Raw genomic sequence first — 15,161 nt, forward strand, 5'->3', positions numbered from 1 at the left:
TAGATCGCGATTCATTTTGATCGAGCGCGCGGGGCGCACCGTCCCGGTCGCAATCGCGCGTCGCCGCTAAGGTCGCGCGCCGCCGGCCGCTCGAGAGTTTCGCGCGAATTCTCCCTGCATTGCAAGACCGTCCCGTGATCGGGAAATTTCGATAGAGATACGCGCACCTCCATGTTCGGCTCGGGACGTCTTCCAACACGAGGATCCCATGTCCACAGTCATATTTCGTCCAACCCATCGCGGCGATATACGCCATCGAAATATGTCCAGGCTCGCAACCGCTCTCTCGCTGGCGTTCGCCGTCCCCGCCTTCGCCGGCGATCCTGTTCCCGTTACCGAGAGAGGTCTCCCGCAAACAGTGCATCCGACCTATCAGGAAAAAGGCGCGCCAAATTTCTCCTATCCGACCGGCTCGACAGATGTCGGGTCCGGGGGAGGCAACAATCCCGGCGGCGGCAATATCGACTACACGGCTTGCAGCGGCTGCGATCCGCTGCAAACGATGAACGCTCAGTCTTGGGGCGGCCAAGCGTGCGACGCCGCAACGACGGTCGGCGTCAGCTGCGCGTCGCTCGCCGCCACCTGCGTCATGGAATCGGGCTGCAAAAACGTCCAGGGCGCCGGAACCGTCTCCGGGGCGTTTCAAATGACCAATGCGACTTACACGGAAACGATCAATCAGGCGGCGGCGGACAATCCGAACGCAGGGATCGACACGAGCCTCGCCGGGAAAAACGATCCCGCCAATCAAGCCTGGGGCGCCGCACAATACGAGTACAATGGCGCAACGTACCTACAAGATAACGGAGTCCAGGATCCGACATTCATTGACGTGAGAGGCTATTATCAGTTCGGCCCGGGCCCTTCCGTCAACTTGGCGAAGGCCAACGACAGCGACAACCTCGAAGGAATTGTTCATTTGCCGCCTCAGACGATGGCCGCGAACGGCATTACGCCAACGACGACGGTCGGCGATTGGCGTCAATCCATCGCCAACAGAGTCGGCCCCACGGCCGGACAGTCCGTCTTGAATTAGCCGTAACGCGAAGGGAATAGTATCATGATCTCATTAATCAATCCGATCCTCGCCGCAAGTTTCCTTGTGCTTCAAGCGGGCGGCGCCGGGAGCTTTACGCCAGTTAGGCCAATCGAGGGTTATAAGTGTTTGAGAGTCCACATCCCGGAAGAACGTAGATTTGATCCCAGCGCGGTGCCTCTGGTGTTCGCGGCTCCGACCGAGGCGTCGAAGCTAATTGGACATAGTGGAGTGGCCGCGTTCGTAAAATGGCCCTTGAACGAGGTCGATGGTTTCGTCGAGATAATTTGGGGAGATCACGGCATAAAAGCCTGGATCCATAAGGACGTCCTTCGGCCCTGGCGAACGAAGTGGACTCCACCCGGACCAGCGTCCGAATGCATCCCGACACTGATGTCGAACGGGATGATCGGAATCGGCAACGCGATCCCGTATAAACATCAGTAGCGGTCTGCCCTCCCAAACGACGTCGCCACTTGACAGCGATTTCTGCTAGTGGTTCGCTGATTCTGCAAGTGGATCGGCTAGGGCTTTCGGGACGGTGACGTTCCGGAAGCCTTTCTTGTTTTACGCGACGAAGCTTCTGATCGATCGTCTGAAAACTGCTGCGCGGCGGCATATTCTTCGTGCTGCTCAACAAGCGTGCTCAGCGCTGCGAGGGCACGCAGACAACATCCATTTTACGGGAAATGCGCCTTCAGCTCCATATAGGCTCCGTGAAGGGAGAGAAGTCTTCACCGCCGACGCTCGACCCCGGTCTAGGGAGCGCGCTCTCCAGTAACTCATCGAACTCTCCGATGTGGCGAACGTAGGCGGCGTCTCGACCGAAAAGAAGGCCACGTTTCCGTTTCGACGATCTCTGTTTCATATCAGACTCTCTTTTACGTCAGAGTCGTTGCTGCCGTGGCCAACAGAACCGACACGCATCGATGTTGAAGCGCTTCGGCGCGAATGTTTCGAAATGCGCCACGTCGACGCCGAGCGGCGAATCATGGGTGCGGCGAAATGACTCACTCGACACCGATTCGCGATTTCGATGCGCTCTGCAGACTAACTCTGGAAAGGCGTGAGTCCTGAAGGCAAGTTACGGCGCAAGCGTTGGCATGGCGACGACTCTTGAAGCAGAAACAGCGGGGTATTGCGTAGGGGAGATGTTGCTGTATTCTCGAGACCGAGACCTGTGACGAAGGCGGCGCGCGCGGTTCCTACCCCCTCCCTTTGCGTGTGCGTCTATTCCGATCAGCGAAACCAAAAGTGACGGCGCGATGTTATGCGTCAGAGCGATATCTTTTATGGAGCAGGGGGAGGCATTATTTTCAGCAGGGTGCGGCGAAATGGCGAAGCACGAACGAATTGACGACGCTGCCGTCGACAAAGCCTGTCCGATGACACTCGAACAGCAATGCGATCACCTCATCCAATTGGTGTTCACTCGCTATGGCAGCATGACGACGATCATTGCCCGCGTCGCGGCAGATGACGATATCGACCGCCGCTTTGTCGAGCTCGCTGGCATTCCACCGCGAACTCGCGACGACCTGCTGGCGAAAAAGGCATTGGCGACCGCATATACGGAATTGTTTGTCGGAAGGCCGAATGTCCTGACCGAGCTTTTGAAATCGATATGTGACGATTTCGAAGCGATCACATAGTCTGCGCTTTGGGTTCGCGCAGAATTTGCAGATGCTGGTGGTCGAAAGGAGACCACCATGAAATCGCATTCGGTTACGATCGCCGCGATACTCGCCGGGACGCTCGCCCTGGGCGAACCAGGGACATCATGGGCTGGAACAGAGAACGACGCGGGTGGGTCAGGAGGCCCGCCCGTGTCCGAATTGGAGAAGGGCGCCGCGAGCGTGGCTCTCGGCGCGTCGAAGCTTTCACCCCTTGCAACGGAATTCATCGAGCGGACGCCGGCGCTCAATCATCTCGCGAAAGCCGGCGCGCAGCTGTTCGATGCGGGGCAAGCGCATGGCCTGCGCGCGGTGGTCGCGCGGCAGGGCGAAGAGTTCATGATCTTGCAGGTCATGCCGGACGGCGAGGCGATCGTCGCGGGCGTGCAGACCGATTTGTCGGCAGATCTGCTGCTGACGATTGCCGGACGAAGCGAGCCACGAGTAACTGAGCTCGGCGTGAGCCACGGGATGCGTGGGCTGTTCGTGCGTAATGGACGACAGTTCCAGGTGTTCTACGTCACGCCGGATGGCGAGCGGGTGATCCCGGGCGTGATGTGGGACGCGAGCGGAAAAAACATCACGCGTGAACAAGTCACGCCGCTGCCCGGGGTGGCGCCGACCGTGACGATCGGCGGCGAGAAGGAGATTGGAGCCGGCAGCAGCGCCGGCCGGGGCAAGACCGTCTCGGCATTGGAGGCCGCCCGTAGCGCGACCTTCGGAACGATCGGCTCCGAAGCCGCGCCGCGGATCTACGTCTTCATCGATCCATTGTGCGGATATTCGGTTCGCGCTCTGCAGCAGTTGCAGCCGTTCGTCGCGGCCGGGAGAGTGCTCGTCGCGATCATACCCGTGTCGTTGCTGGACTACGAGGATGAAGGCCGAAGCACCAAGAGCGCCTTGGCGATGTTGAGCAAGCCCGCCGATCAAATGGCGACGGCCTGGTCGCGTGGTGATTTGAACGGGCCGCCCTTGAACGGAACGGAAGAGCTGCTTCGACGAAACATGTCGATCGCCGAAGCGATCGGGCTGCGCGGGACGCCGACGGTGATCTGGCGCAAGCAAGACGGCTCCGAGGGGCGCGTCGATGGGCTACCGGAGGATTGGAATGCGGTGATCGCGTCGATAGGGAGTGAGAGCCATGCGGCGCGATAGATGGAAGCCGAATCGATCGGGCACACCGAAACGAATCTCGCCGCTAAACAGAGGGTGGAACGGGGTGAAGTGGATCGGCTCCATACCGGGACGTGCGTTCCCGAAGCACGAAGTGACCGAAGGAGGCCGTGTTTTGACGGGATTGCTCGCCGGGGTTCGTCGTTGCCTGCGGCGCGATACGCGGTTCAGAGTCGATGAAGATCGCCACTTCGATCTCGAGGCGACGGCCTTTCTCCACGGCATGAAAGTCTGGCAGGTCGAGAGCCTCTTGCTACGCCGTCGCCGGCAGACCGCGCTCTCGGCCTATCTCTTTTTCGGGGCGGGTTGGGTGCTGTTCTTCTACTGGCTGTTCGAGATCGCGATCACGCCGTGGACGACTTGGAGCATAGCGCCGGTGCTGGAATTCGCGCCGTTCTGCTTGTTTCTCTTTCTGACGGCGTTTCAAAGCGGGCTGCAAAATTATCAGCTCAGAACACGGCGGCTGGCGACGGCGTGGGAATATCTCACCACGTCCGAGCGATTTTGGCCGAGCTGAAACGCGCTCGCATCCGCAACTCGACGCCGCCGAAGTCGCCGGCGGCGTCGACGACCGCGCCGAGAAACGCATGGCGCGCTGCAATTCCGATCGATCTCCAGCATGGCGAAAAAGGCTCGGGCGATGCCCAGTTTTTATCCGCGCATGGCCCGACGCATTTGGCCTGCAACGGCGAGCGAGGCCAGCTCGCTCGCGTGATTCGGCCGATCGGCGGACGATCGCGTGCGGCCCACGATCAGAACGTGCCGGGAGGCGCGTTGCGGGAGCCCCCCGCCACGCCGGTCGCCCATGGCGCCGATTCGTAGTTGGGCCGGGTAGCCTGGGTGGAAGGTTCCGCCGGCTTGACCACGGATCCGTTCCTATCGATCACCGGCGGCCTCCATGTGGCGTTGGCCTCGCCATAAGCGGCGGAGGGGTCGTAGAATGGATGCCTGACTGTGGGGGCGGGAGGCGCGTCGTAATCGGCTGGGGCGTGGACATTTCCCGAGGAACACGCCGCGAGCGGGAGGGAGAGGCAAATCAGTGGGAGGAAGAGCTGTCGCATGAGGGTCTCCTGTGCGAAACCATCATGCGACGAGGCTGCGCGAATGCCGTCATGCTATCTGAAGTGGATCACGTCTTGAGTGCTCGCCACAGAGCGGCGATTCGTGGCCCCAGAGCGTCAGGGCGGCAAAGGATCTCGCCCTTCGACCACGCATCAATCATTTGATAGACGATAGACTTGAGTTCGGAATACTCTGGACGCTCTGCCTTGCCTTGTTCTGCCGCCTTGAGCAGAGACCAAAGACATTCTTCCAGACCGCTTTTGAATTTCTGTGTATTCAACAGTTTCCAGGAAGTCTCTTCGCCATGACTATCGGAGTTGGCCAGAGACTGTCGCAGGGATTCATTTTCGGCGACGAGCTGAGCATTGCGCTTCCGCTCCTTGTTGAGGAGGTCCATCCAGGCGTTGAAATCTTTGATATGGATCGAACGCCAGCCGGCGCGATACTCGGCGTCCTGCTGGACGTTGAGATTGCGCAGGGCCGCCTGCTCACCTTCGTAGTAGCCGGTGTCTTCGCCCTCGCGATAGCCGTCGGACTTGCCGCTCGAATAGCCGCTTGAGCGACCCACCGCATACCAAAGCATACCGTTTCCAGAGCCAGGTTCGTCGTCGTCGCGCATCTCAGCCGTCCTTATTATGATCTCCGACGTCCGTCTGGGCGCTCAAGGTCGAGTCGACGCTCCCGCCCTTCGCGGAGCTATCAGTGGGGCCAGTGATACCCTTTCGCGGAGAGGACAACGCAGGGGTCGACGATGACCCTACACCATTGCGGCCTTTTTGTCGTGCTGCCCCTTTCAGCTGATTTCTTGCATAGCCGTCGAGCGTCTTGATCGTCCCCTCGGTGCCGGTCCACGCGGCCGCCTTGCTGAACTCGTCCATATCGACACGGTTCGCCGGCGAGAAGCCGAGCATCTTCGGCACATGATGCGGGATGAGCGAGATCAGTCCGAAGGCTTTGATCGCGACCACGATATGCAGCAAGACGAAGATAGCTAGGAGCACAACGAGTCCGATCAGATTGGTGACGAACCAGCCCTTCTCGAGAACGAAATGCACGGCGACTCCAAAGCTTATCCGGATGAGCCAGGAGACCGACGAGAACACGAAATAGCCGGCGAAGAGCCCGAGGAGCATGAGGACCGGCCGGAAGAGCACGTTGAACAGTAGCTCATAGACCTGGATGGCGCGACCATGCAGGCCCTCGCCCTCGAATGTCATATGGGCGACCATCATGAGCGGAACGGCGATCACCGCTTCGATCACGAGGATCAGATAGCCGGTCACGCCGGCGATCCACATCACCCAGGGGATGAGCGGCAGCACATAGGCGATCATGATGCCGGGAATGAGAAGCGCCAGGAGACCGAAGAACAAGGGCGTCAACAGCGCCTTGAAGACGTCGGAGACCGTGGCGAGACCGGCGGCGGCGGCGGCCCCGGCGAAATTGCCGGTGAGCAGCGAGAAGGCCGCCGCTCCCGTCTGAACGGTCCCGGACGACGCGGCGATCGCGAGCCCATAAGCCGTCAGCGCCGCGGTCATGAGATATTGGCCGAGCGTGATGAGCGAGCCGAAGGGGTCAGACCACTGGTTCGACGTCGGAGAGATGCTGTTCGCGATATAGTTCAAGAGCGGCTCGTTGAGATTGATCGAACGGAAAACGCGCTCGATCCAGGAGCCGCCTTCGCGAGCCGCAGCATTTCCGAACGTGTCGGCGTTACCTGCAGGCGGGTTAGCCCCGTCGGCGGTGTTCACATAGGTGCGCAGCTGCCCGAGAAAATTGTCGCTGGCTTGGATCAGCGGCGCGAGATCTGTCTTGAGCGCATTGCTCCAGCCGCTGTAGCTCGGGCCGTTGACGATCGGCAGATCGTTGAGCAGCGACAGCGTGCGGCCATTCAGCTGAGCGAAGGTCAGATAATAGGACCCGGCGGACGCCCATCCGAGCGTCGACAGATCGGTCGTCGTATTGTTGATGAGACCGAGTTTTCCGGCCCGCGCATCCTGGGGTTTGATGGCGTTCTGCAGCTGCGTCTGAATGTCGCTCGCCGCAGAGGTGAGCTGCTGCGTGTAGTCGCGGGTCGCATTCTGATAGGCGGCGAGCAGCGGAGTGAGCGCGGAGGTCTGCTTCGTCTGCCAATAGCTCTTTGCGACGCCCTCGGCGACGGGACGAATATCCGACGTGATGATGTTCTGGAGAATTTCCTTCTGCTTGGCCGTCATGTCGGTATTGACGCCGGCGATGGGCTGCTGCGCGCCGGAGGGCTGGTTGACCGTTATCGTGCCGCAGCTCGGCGAGCCGGTCTGATTGCCGGGGGACAACGAATAGGCCCATGTCGTCGAGCCGGACACGAGCGTCGGGGTGGGGGCCGGCGCGATCTGCGGGTTAGCGGTCGCTTCATTGACGAAAGCCCGACAGAGCTCGTTCTCCATGACGCCGAGAACGATGTTTTTCGTGCCGGGGATGATCGGCGTGGCGATGACCATTGCATCGGGTCCGATGGCCTTGATCGCGAATTTGAAGAGCGACCCCGCCATGCCGATGCCCCACATGGAGGTTTGGACGACGGCGGCCTGACCGATCGAGAAGCCAGACGTTATCGGGAACATCATGATGGCGGCGAAGCCGATCCTCACGACGAACATAGAGGTCATCGCGTTGGTGAGGAGATTGCTGGTCTCGGCGGTGCGATAGATATTCCAGATGGTCAGGTAGCACACATAGAACATGCCGAGAGCCATGGAGAAGCCGGTGAAGCGCCCAAGCAACTCGCCGATGACGGTGGCGGCGGAACCGGTGCATGTCGCGGACTGCGCGGCGCCGCTGCAACTGCTACCGTTGATCGGGAATACCGCTTTGATGACTTCCGCGGCCCAGTCGAGGCCTGGATCCAGGGCAGACCAGCTGACGTCGTAGTTCGGCGCCGCCGGGGTGGCGGATTGGGCGAGCGCCGGGGCGGCGCAAGCCACGGCGAAGAGAGCGATCGAGAGAGTGGGAAAGGTTCGGCGTGACATGGCGTCCTCGCGTGCAGATTGGTCAAAGCAATTTCGGGGGACGAAAAGGAGCCATCACGGTCCCGGGCTCGGGGAGGGCCGCGCTTCGGGATCGCGGTGAAACACGGCTTTGATTTTTTCGAGGACTTTTTCGACGATCTCGCGGGCCTTTTCGCCGAGATGCTCCAGCATGCTGCCGTCGCCCTCATGCCTGGGAATGGAGGAAGCGGCCTCGCCGACGGCGGCGTCGAGCTTCTTGAAATGATCGGTCCAGTTCGAGGCGTTTGGATGGGAGCCTAGAGCTGAAACGACTGCTCCTCGGTCCTTGCCGTATTGCCTAAGAGCATCGGCGGCTCGATCGTAAGCAGCGCCGAACGTATTGTTCTCGGAAATTGCTGCCTTGAGCTCCTCTCGCAGTCCTTCGAACCGGCCTCCAGCCTTCATGCCCTCGATTACAGCGCTCATGCCGCCCCTATTATTGGCGGCTGCGTCCTGGATGCGATTGAGGATCGAGGCGCCCGGCGCGTCTCGAAGCGCGCTCATTGCGTCGAGGGCCGCTCTGCCAGACGTATCGGCGGCGTGCAGCAGCGAGTCGTCGCGTTTCGATTGCATGCGCGTGTTCTCGAACTTCTGCAGGCGGCGTTGGACGTCTTCGGTGTTCGCCTGCTTCTCACGCGCCGATGGCTCGCGCGGCTGTTGCGCGCCTGGCTGCATTGCCGCTTGTGACGATGGCGTCGCGGCCTCCAGAATTCGGCCGATCGCGCTGGCGGAGCGCCCGACCACCCCGAGGGCCTTTCCGAACACGCCGCCCACCACGATCTTTTCCTGCACGAATTGCACTTCGTGTTTCGTGATCGGATCAGTCTCGTCAGTGTCCGGCGCTTCCGACGATGCCGGGGCTTTCGGAGCGTTGGGAGGCGTGGCCGGTGAGGCGGGCCGAGCGGCCGAAGCGGCAAGATTGCGGTCGTCATTGGCGGGCGTCGAGGGGGCCGGAGCGCCGCGCGAAGCGGGCGCCGGACCTTCGGACGAAGGAGCTACGGGAGACTTCGCCTGTGCGTTCGGCTCGTGAGCAGTCTCTGAAGTCGTCGATGCGCGCGCCGTCGATGGAGCCGCAGCGTCGAAAGCCGCGATCTCGATTTTGCTTCTATCCGCGAGTGCGGATGGGGTGTTCGCCGTTTCGTCTGCCGGCTTGTTGCGTGATGTTCCGCTCGGCTCCGCCGGCGTAGCGGAAGCCGGCATATTGCGAGGCGATTCATCGGCGACCGCGGGAGCCGTCCCAAAACCCTCGGGCTCCGATGGCCGTGCGGCCTCGACCGCAGCGTGATCGGAACTCGCGGACGGGGAGCGAGCCCTCGGATCATCGAAGGCGTCGATCTCCGCCTGTCTCGCGGGAATGCCCCGCGTTTCCGCGGCCGCTTCGGGAGCGGTCGGCGGCGCGCCGACCAACGCGACAGAAGGGGCGGGAGACACCGCGATCGGACGTTCGGGCTCGACCGACGGGCTGGCGATCGGCTGCGCGCCCGCCTCTCGGCGTGGCGCGTTCAGCACCTCGAAGGACAGGGCGAATATTTCGCCTTGGACTGCCTTCGTCATCTGGTTCGATTTGGCGGCGATTTCCGCCGCCTTCTCACGAAGCCGCGCGACGAGATCGGGATCGTCGAGCGTTTGGGTCTTTTCAAGTAGACTGCGCATCTGCTCGTTTTTGAGCCCAGGGCTCGACGCAGCCAGTTGAGTGAGTTGGTCGCGAAGATCCTTGTCGACCCGGAGCGGCCCGACAATTTTCTCTGCGTCCTGCGCCGCATAGGCGAGATCGGTCTTGAAATTCGGATCGCGGAGCCGCTCGTTCGGATTGTCCAGAAACGTATCGGCAACGCGATCAATCCGCGCGACGAGCTGAGGATCGCGTGCTTCGATCTGCGGCCGGCGTTCCTCGAGCTGGGCTAGCAGGCCGGCTGTAGCTAAATGGTCGCGAGCGCGCGCCAGCTCTTCGCCGATCGTCTTGCGCTCGCGCGGGTTCATAGCGCCGTTCAACTCGGCGCGCAGCTCCTCGACATGTTGCGCATTGGGCGCGTCGACGCGCCGCTCATCAGAAGCAGAGGTCGGATCGGGCTTGCGGGGAGAATTCTCGGGTTCGGTCGGCATGGGATTTTAGCCTCGTGGAACAGAGAAATGGAGAAGGAATTCGTGTGATGGAAAGCATGGGTCGATCAGTTGGAGAGGTTCGGGGTCGGCAGCTCGACGGCAGGCTTGAGGGTCTGGAGGTCGCGCTCGGCAACCGCGGCCAGCGTCGTGGCGTTGACGCTCGCGTTCTTCATCGCCATCCGGTAGTTCTCTAAAAGCAGGTAATTGGTGACCGCGAGCTCATTGGCGATCTCGCGTTCGACCGCGGCAGGCGTCATGCTCTGCAGCTGCGCAGCCCAATTGACGTCGCTGTATCGGCGATGCACGTCGAGCTGCAGGGCTTGCACCCAGGAACCGGTGTCGACGACCGTAAGGCCTTCGTTCTGCATCTGCTGCTTCTGTGCGGCGTTGAGCGGAATCGAAGGCGATTGAGCGGCGAGGACCTCGTTGAGCACGCTGCGCGCCAGCGAGACGCGCGACTCGTATTGGCGTCGCCGAACCGACGCTTCCTTGGCGGTGAGCGACGTCATTTGCGCGCCCCGCTGCGCCGTCGGCACGATCGGCTGGATCAGATTGGTGACGAAATCATTGGCGGAATTGACGCCGTCCTGGCCGTCATAGGTCCCGGTTCCGAACAGCGACGAGGCGCGTTGATCGGCATTTTCCCGTTGCGACGCGCTGCAGAGGCCCGCGGCCGCTTCGTCCGCGGAACAGTAGCGCGAATAGTGCAGCATATTGATCGCTTCGACAGCCTGGGCGGCTCCATAGTAGGATGGCGTTCCCTTCGCCGCTTCGCCGCGTTGATCCGCGACCGTCTGGATCGCAGTGGCGACTTTCCACGACTGCCCCGCGCCGACCGTGATCGTCTGGCCATTGTCGAGATGAGCGCAATGCAATGGGCTGACGACATGTTCGTCGCGGATCACGGCGTTGCGCTTGTCGCGTTCGAATCTCGCCATGGCCGCGTTCGAGGCGTCGGCGATCTGTCGCTGGGCGGAGACTTGCGCCTTCGAGTAATTGGCGTTTTGCGTGAATCCCTGGCGGAGAAGGGTGGTCACGTCTCCATAGTTGTTGGAGCCGAGCAGGCTCGCGAGCGGACCATTCAGACTGAGCTGGCTCGTGATCGTGTTCAGGAAATTGTTGGCTTGGTCCTGAAGCTTTTGCAGCGCCTGTTGGACTGCGATCGACGTCGCGTCGATGACGGCCAATTGCGCATTTGCGGGAGCCGCGCCGAAGACGATGGCTCCGATGACGACGCCCGTCGTCGCCGAAAGAAGATGAGAGGTCTTGTTCATTGGATTTGCTCCTCACCAGAGGCCGATGGCGTTGGGTAGCGAGTATCCGGTCGGAGCGCGGGCGGAGCCATTGACGTAGAGACTGCCGCTGCCGCCGGCGCCGCCGATTCCGATGTAGCCCATGGGCGGCCCTCCGCCGCCGAAGCTCAGCTTCGGGCAGGAAAGACCACCGCCGAGATTGCCGCCGAAGTTGAACGCGCCGAGATTGAAGCCGCTCAGCGTGATGCCGCATTGCGCGCTTCCGAGCGCCTTCTTCCAGGCGTTGGTGACGGCGTTGCAGAGCTGGCCTTCGATGGCGTTGAAAAGATTCGTCGGGTCGAGGAGATTGACCACGACATTGAGGCCGACGCCCTTCAGAATGTTGTCGAGACAGGTGAGCGACTTGACGGTTTGGGGCGGTGCAATGTCCTTGTCGTCCGCCGCGATGCGCGCCGACGCGGCGCTGGCGGCCTGTTGGTAGAGCGTGCCGCAGGCGCCGGCGGAACCGGACGGCGGCGCGGTTTGCGCGAGGGTGGCGGTGGAGAGGGCGATCGAAATAGTCGCCGAGATGATCGTCCGTTTCATCGATAGGATTCCCTTTGATTGGATTTGTCTCGATGGCGCTCCATCGTGCAGAGGGCGAGAGAGCGAATGCGAAGTTCGGCGGTGATGCGACGAAGCAGCGCGTTTTTGCTCGCGAAGCGCGTCGCTCTACGGATCGCGTCAGAGGCGTCTCCCGCCTCGGGCGCGAAGAGAGCGGCGAGTATCACCTTGCGGTTCGGCTTGTCGGGCTCCGTCAACCAATCGAGCAGGCGGAGGAGACGCTCGCTCCCGAGCTGCGCGAGCACGGACTGGAACAAGGTTCGAGCCGGATCGGTTCGAATGCATCGCGCGAAACCTGGCGGGTCGAACGCCGCGGCGTCGTCCAGGGCGACGCCGAGAGCGACGACCGCGCACTCGACGCTCGGATCCAGCTCGGCGCGACGAGCCGCCTCGGGCAGCTCGCTCAGTCGATCGATCTGGTTCGGATCGAGCCAGCTACCAGTTTGGGTCGTGACGAGATCTGACATTCGGCCTCCTTTTCCGCTCGAGGCAGGATCGAAGCGTTGTGCGCGAATGACGAACGGATTTATCGATGGGTGATGGAAACGACGCGCTCGCGGACGATTGCGCGAAGACCGAGCGGACGGATCGCGTCGCGGAGCACGCTCGGCCATGCTCGTCCGCCGCGCCAATCGACGATGGCGTTTCGATCGGCCTCGTGGGTGAAGCTGACTTTGATCGGCGCGGGGACAATTTGTCGCACCGCGAAGGAGAGAGGTATGGCCGTCCCGAAACCTCGCGCCAGCGGACGCTTTGGCGTGGAATGGTCTATTTTGGTTTTCTTCGACGGCGAAGTCGCCGGGCGTGTGGACGTCGGTGGGCGCTGCGGGGCTTCGGTGGGCGTCGTCGCCGAGGAAACCGGCCCTTGTTCGGTTGGAAGCAAGGAGAAATCGGCTTTCGCAGGGTCATGAAGACATATTAAAACCAGGGTCGGGGAGATGCGCAGGATCGTTGAGGCTCGCATGGGGAACGTCTCCGTTGATCCGGGGAGCGTGCGAGCGGTCTGCGCGAATGACCACGGTGAATCGACGATCTCGACGCGGGTCTGCCGCTATCGGGAGATCGATTCTGGAATCCAGATCATTTGGGACGCGGAATTGTCGGCTGCGTGTACTAGTTGCCAGATATGAAGCACATCGAAAAAGTCACCGGGGAGAGACGAGGCGCTGGGCGATGGTCAAGAAAAAAAAGGAAGAGCAACAACCAGATGACAAAGAGCAGGAGGAGAATAGAGACGAGTTCCTGGTGGCGATCGGAGAGCGAATCCGGGCTTTGAGAACGTCGCACGGGTGGACGCAACGCACGCTCGGCGATCGATGCGGCATGGCTGCGACCGCTATCTACCTGATCGAAAAAGGAACGCAGAACAGCTCTCTCACGACGCTGAAAAAGGTGACTTCGGCGTTGGGAGTGACGGTGGCAACGGTGCTGCCGGAGGCTGAGAGGGGAGTCGAAATGTCGTTTCGACTGTCGGAAAATTTGACGAACAGATCGGAAGAGCTGCTGGAAACGCTTCGCTCTCGCCGCAAGTCCGTGGACGCTTCGTTCGAGGAGATCGAAAAAAAGGTTCTCGTCTACCTCGAGCTGATGAAGGACCTGGAGGCCCCGAAATAGCATCTGACAACAGCGTCTAATATATGGTGCGTTGACGCTCTTGTTAAACGGTGTTATCGGTCTGCTTCGGTGAGAGCCGGAGCAGACGTCATGCTCGATTGCGACCGTTCATTCGAAACATCCATTTTCAAAGCCACGCCCCATGAGGCGGGATTGCTTTTGGCGCTATTGGGCCGCGAATTGGCCAGCGGCGAAGGTCTCATCGACGGAATGTTGCGCGTCGGTCTCGGCGTCGACGCCATCGCAGCCTATTTGGGCTGTGCGCGAACAACCATCCTCGACGAAATCTCAGACCGTGGGATTCCCATCGGCCTGGCTCAGCTCGACAAGCCATTCCGGCCGCGCAAGAACGCCTGGCCGCTGATGGATCACACGCTGTTCATCGTCGGATGGACCTGCGGCGTGCAAATCCCGGCTTTGGCCGAATTACTCGGGCGTTCCGCGGGTTCGCTCTATGGAAAGCGCCGTCGCATCGGCTTGCCGACACGTCGTGTGGCGACGGCGGAGGGCCGCAGGAAGCCCAAGCAGCCAAAGAAATCCAGCGCCGCATCGGCGACGACGCCCGATGCCGCGTCCTTACCTGCGACGACAAAACGGAAGCGAACACGTCGTCAGCCGTCCCCCGAAGCAGTCGCACTACGGACGCTGGATGCGACGTCGGAAACACTGCAGACGGCGCCGGACGTCTCATTGACGACTATAGTTTCTCCCGCTCGCCTCATGGCCGAAACGGCTCCGACGACTGAGGAAATACCGGCGCCGCAAGTGAAACCGGGGGACTCGTCACACGCCACGTCTCATTCCGATCGCCCTTCCGAGCCCCAAATCGAAGGGCCGCTCGCCGGCGCCAAAGAGAAAAACCAGCGCACTTCGCGACAAGCGAAGCCGTTGAAATCATTCGCCGAGACACATCCCGAGTGGCATGCCGCGACCGAGGACTTCAAGGCTAACTGGCTTCCGCATGATGTGGCGATCATTGGCCGTCCCGCCATCGAAAAGAAAATTCGCACGGCTGTCGGGATACTGGGCGGAATGAGCAAGGCCGCGATCAAAGCTACGACGGGACTGACCCTTCCATGCATAGGCAGCCACGTGTCTCGGATGCATCTCAGCTCGAAGGGCGCGACCAGCTCCACCTTCGATCGGCAGCGATACGAGGACGCCTTGAAGGTGCTGACCCCGAAAGCGGGCGGCGTGTCGCGTTGCTTGATATTCCGTTCGCCCGGAGACCATCGCCCCAACGTCGTGGACGAGAGCAACGAAAGAAGACGAAAAGCAGCGATAGGAACGATAGGAACGATAGGAAAGATCGCGAAGCACGCCGACGAATTCGTCGAAGAAAAGCTGAAACACGAGCCGTGGTGGACCGGGATCGAGATTCGCAACGGCGTGCGCTTGTCCGCCGTTCCCAGCCTGTCGAAACCGTTCGAGTTCACGATATAGACTTCGTCTGCGACAGCCTCTCGATAGAGCTGACTTTACTTACACGCACTCTCCTGTGCGAACGGCAAGCGCTGCGCGTGAGCCGTTGCGCGCGGGGGCGCGCGTCCCGCGATTCGCCGGGCGAACGTGTCGCTCGATCGCGACGATTGCGACGCAGCATTTCGTGGCGCATCGT

13 protein-coding genes are annotated in these 15,161 nt (G+C 61.3%); 8 read left to right on the forward strand and 5 right to left on the reverse strand.

Annotated features, from left to right (window positions below; translation table 11 throughout):
• Window positions 1-208: 208 nt before the first annotated feature.
• From Mspo_RS10320 to Mspo_RS10335, 4 genes are all read left to right on the forward strand, one after another.
• A complete protein-coding gene (locus Mspo_RS10320) occupies window positions 209-1,036 on the forward strand; it encodes a hypothetical protein (RefSeq protein ID WP_159729415.1) in 828 nt (275 codons plus the stop codon).
• Between the two features lie 1,292 nt (window positions 1,037-2,328).
• Entirely contained in the window at window positions 2,329-2,688 is a 360-nt protein-coding gene (locus Mspo_RS10325; RefSeq protein ID WP_142864565.1) for a hypothetical protein, read from the forward strand.
• 57 nt (window positions 2,689-2,745) lie between these two features.
• Window positions 2,746-3,864: a hypothetical protein gene (locus tag Mspo_RS10330; RefSeq protein WP_159729417.1), complete on the forward strand. Its 1,119-nt coding sequence runs from the start codon at window positions 2,746-2,748 to the stop codon at window positions 3,862-3,864.
• The gene (locus tag Mspo_RS10335) at window positions 3,851-4,399 is read left to right on the forward strand and encodes a hypothetical protein (protein ID WP_159729419.1); all 549 of its coding nucleotides are present in this window, start codon (window positions 3,851-3,853) and stop codon (window positions 4,397-4,399) included. Before Mspo_RS10330 ends, Mspo_RS10335 begins: the two co-directional genes overlap by 14 nt.
• 612 nt (window positions 4,400-5,011) lie before the next feature.
• On the opposite strand, the gene Mspo_RS10340 is transcribed toward Mspo_RS10335, so the two are convergent.
• The 5 genes from Mspo_RS10340 to Mspo_RS10360 form a co-directional block, all read right to left on the reverse strand.
• Entirely contained in the window at window positions 5,012-5,563 is a 552-nt protein-coding gene (locus tag Mspo_RS10340) for a hypothetical protein (protein ID WP_159729421.1), read from the reverse strand.
• 1 nt (window position 5,564) lies between these two features.
• The gene (locus Mspo_RS10345; protein ID WP_159729423.1) at window positions 5,565-7,952 is read right to left on the reverse strand and encodes a DotA/TraY family protein; all 2,388 of its coding nucleotides are present in this window, start codon (window positions 7,950-7,952) and stop codon (window positions 5,565-5,567) included.
• Between the two features lie 54 nt (window positions 7,953-8,006).
• Window positions 8,007-10,073, reverse strand: coding sequence for a hypothetical protein (locus Mspo_RS10350; protein WP_159729425.1), 2,067 nt, complete (start codon window positions 10,071-10,073; stop codon window positions 8,007-8,009).
• Window positions 10,074-10,138: 65 nt separating this feature from the next.
• Entirely contained in the window at window positions 10,139-11,347 is a 1,209-nt protein-coding gene (locus Mspo_RS10355) for a hypothetical protein (protein WP_159729427.1), read from the reverse strand.
• Between the two features lie 12 nt (window positions 11,348-11,359).
• Window positions 11,360-11,911, reverse strand: coding sequence for a hypothetical protein (locus tag Mspo_RS10360; RefSeq protein ID WP_159729429.1), 552 nt, complete (start codon window positions 11,909-11,911; stop codon window positions 11,360-11,362).
• Window positions 11,912-11,943: 32 nt separating this feature from the next.
• Between Mspo_RS10360 and Mspo_RS10365 the strand changes: the two genes are divergently transcribed.
• From Mspo_RS10365 to Mspo_RS10380, 4 genes are all read left to right on the forward strand, one after another.
• Window positions 11,944-12,393, forward strand: a complete 450-nt coding sequence (locus Mspo_RS10365; protein WP_159729431.1) for a hypothetical protein — start codon at window positions 11,944-11,946, stop codon at window positions 12,391-12,393.
• Window positions 12,394-12,648: 255 nt separating this feature from the next.
• Window positions 12,649-12,840 carry a hypothetical protein gene (locus tag Mspo_RS10370; RefSeq protein WP_159729433.1) on the forward strand — a complete coding sequence of 64 codons (192 nt, stop codon included), beginning with the start codon at window positions 12,649-12,651 and terminating at the stop codon, window positions 12,838-12,840.
• A 262-nt stretch (window positions 12,841-13,102) separates the two neighbouring features.
• Window positions 13,103-13,543 (forward strand): helix-turn-helix domain-containing protein, encoded by a 441-nt coding sequence (locus tag Mspo_RS10375; RefSeq protein WP_159729435.1) that lies wholly within the window; start codon window positions 13,103-13,105, stop codon window positions 13,541-13,543.
• Between the two features lie 90 nt (window positions 13,544-13,633).
• The gene (locus Mspo_RS10380) at window positions 13,634-14,986 is read left to right on the forward strand and encodes a hypothetical protein (RefSeq protein WP_159729437.1); all 1,353 of its coding nucleotides are present in this window, start codon (window positions 13,634-13,636) and stop codon (window positions 14,984-14,986) included.
• Window positions 14,987-15,161: the final 175 nt, after the last annotated feature.

Origin of the sequence: Methylosinus sp. Ce-a6 (genome assembly GCF_009811655.1) — a bacterium.
In the GTDB taxonomy this organism is placed as follows: Bacteria; Pseudomonadota; Alphaproteobacteria; order Rhizobiales; family Beijerinckiaceae; genus Methylosinus.

What these genes read in the sequence shown, in the direction of transcription:
- Mspo_RS10370 (WP_159729433.1), top strand. Translation starts at nt 12,649, where the DNA reads ATGGCCGTCCCGAAACCTCGCGCCAGCGGACGCTTTGGCGTGGAATGG.
- Mspo_RS10350 (WP_159729425.1), bottom strand. Translation starts at nt 10,073, where the DNA reads ATGCCGACCGAACCCGAGAATTCTCCCCGCAAGCCCGATCCGACCTCT.
- Mspo_RS10340 (WP_159729421.1), bottom strand. Translation starts at nt 5,563, where the DNA reads ATGCGCGACGACGACGAACCTGGCTCTGGAAACGGTATGCTTTGGTAT.
- Mspo_RS10330 (WP_159729417.1), top strand. Translation starts at nt 2,746, where the DNA reads ATGAAATCGCATTCGGTTACGATCGCCGCGATACTCGCCGGGACGCTC.
- Mspo_RS10355 (WP_159729427.1), bottom strand. Translation starts at nt 11,347, where the DNA reads ATGAACAAGACCTCTCATCTTCTTTCGGCGACGACGGGCGTCGTCATC.
- Mspo_RS10365 (WP_159729431.1), top strand. Translation starts at nt 11,944, where the DNA reads ATGGCGCTCCATCGTGCAGAGGGCGAGAGAGCGAATGCGAAGTTCGGC.
- Mspo_RS10320 (WP_159729415.1), top strand. Translation starts at nt 209, where the DNA reads ATGTCCACAGTCATATTTCGTCCAACCCATCGCGGCGATATACGCCAT.
- Mspo_RS10345 (WP_159729423.1), bottom strand. Translation starts at nt 7,952, where the DNA reads ATGTCACGCCGAACCTTTCCCACTCTCTCGATCGCTCTCTTCGCCGTG.
- Mspo_RS10380 (WP_159729437.1), top strand. Translation starts at nt 13,634, where the DNA reads ATGCTCGATTGCGACCGTTCATTCGAAACATCCATTTTCAAAGCCACG.
- Mspo_RS10335 (WP_159729419.1), top strand. Translation starts at nt 3,851, where the DNA reads ATGCGGCGCGATAGATGGAAGCCGAATCGATCGGGCACACCGAAACGA.
- Mspo_RS10375 (WP_159729435.1), top strand. Translation starts at nt 13,103, where the DNA reads ATGGTCAAGAAAAAAAAGGAAGAGCAACAACCAGATGACAAAGAGCAG.
- Mspo_RS10360 (WP_159729429.1), bottom strand. Translation starts at nt 11,911, where the DNA reads ATGAAACGGACGATCATCTCGGCGACTATTTCGATCGCCCTCTCCACC.
- Mspo_RS10325 (WP_142864565.1), top strand. Translation starts at nt 2,329, where the DNA reads ATGGAGCAGGGGGAGGCATTATTTTCAGCAGGGTGCGGCGAAATGGCG.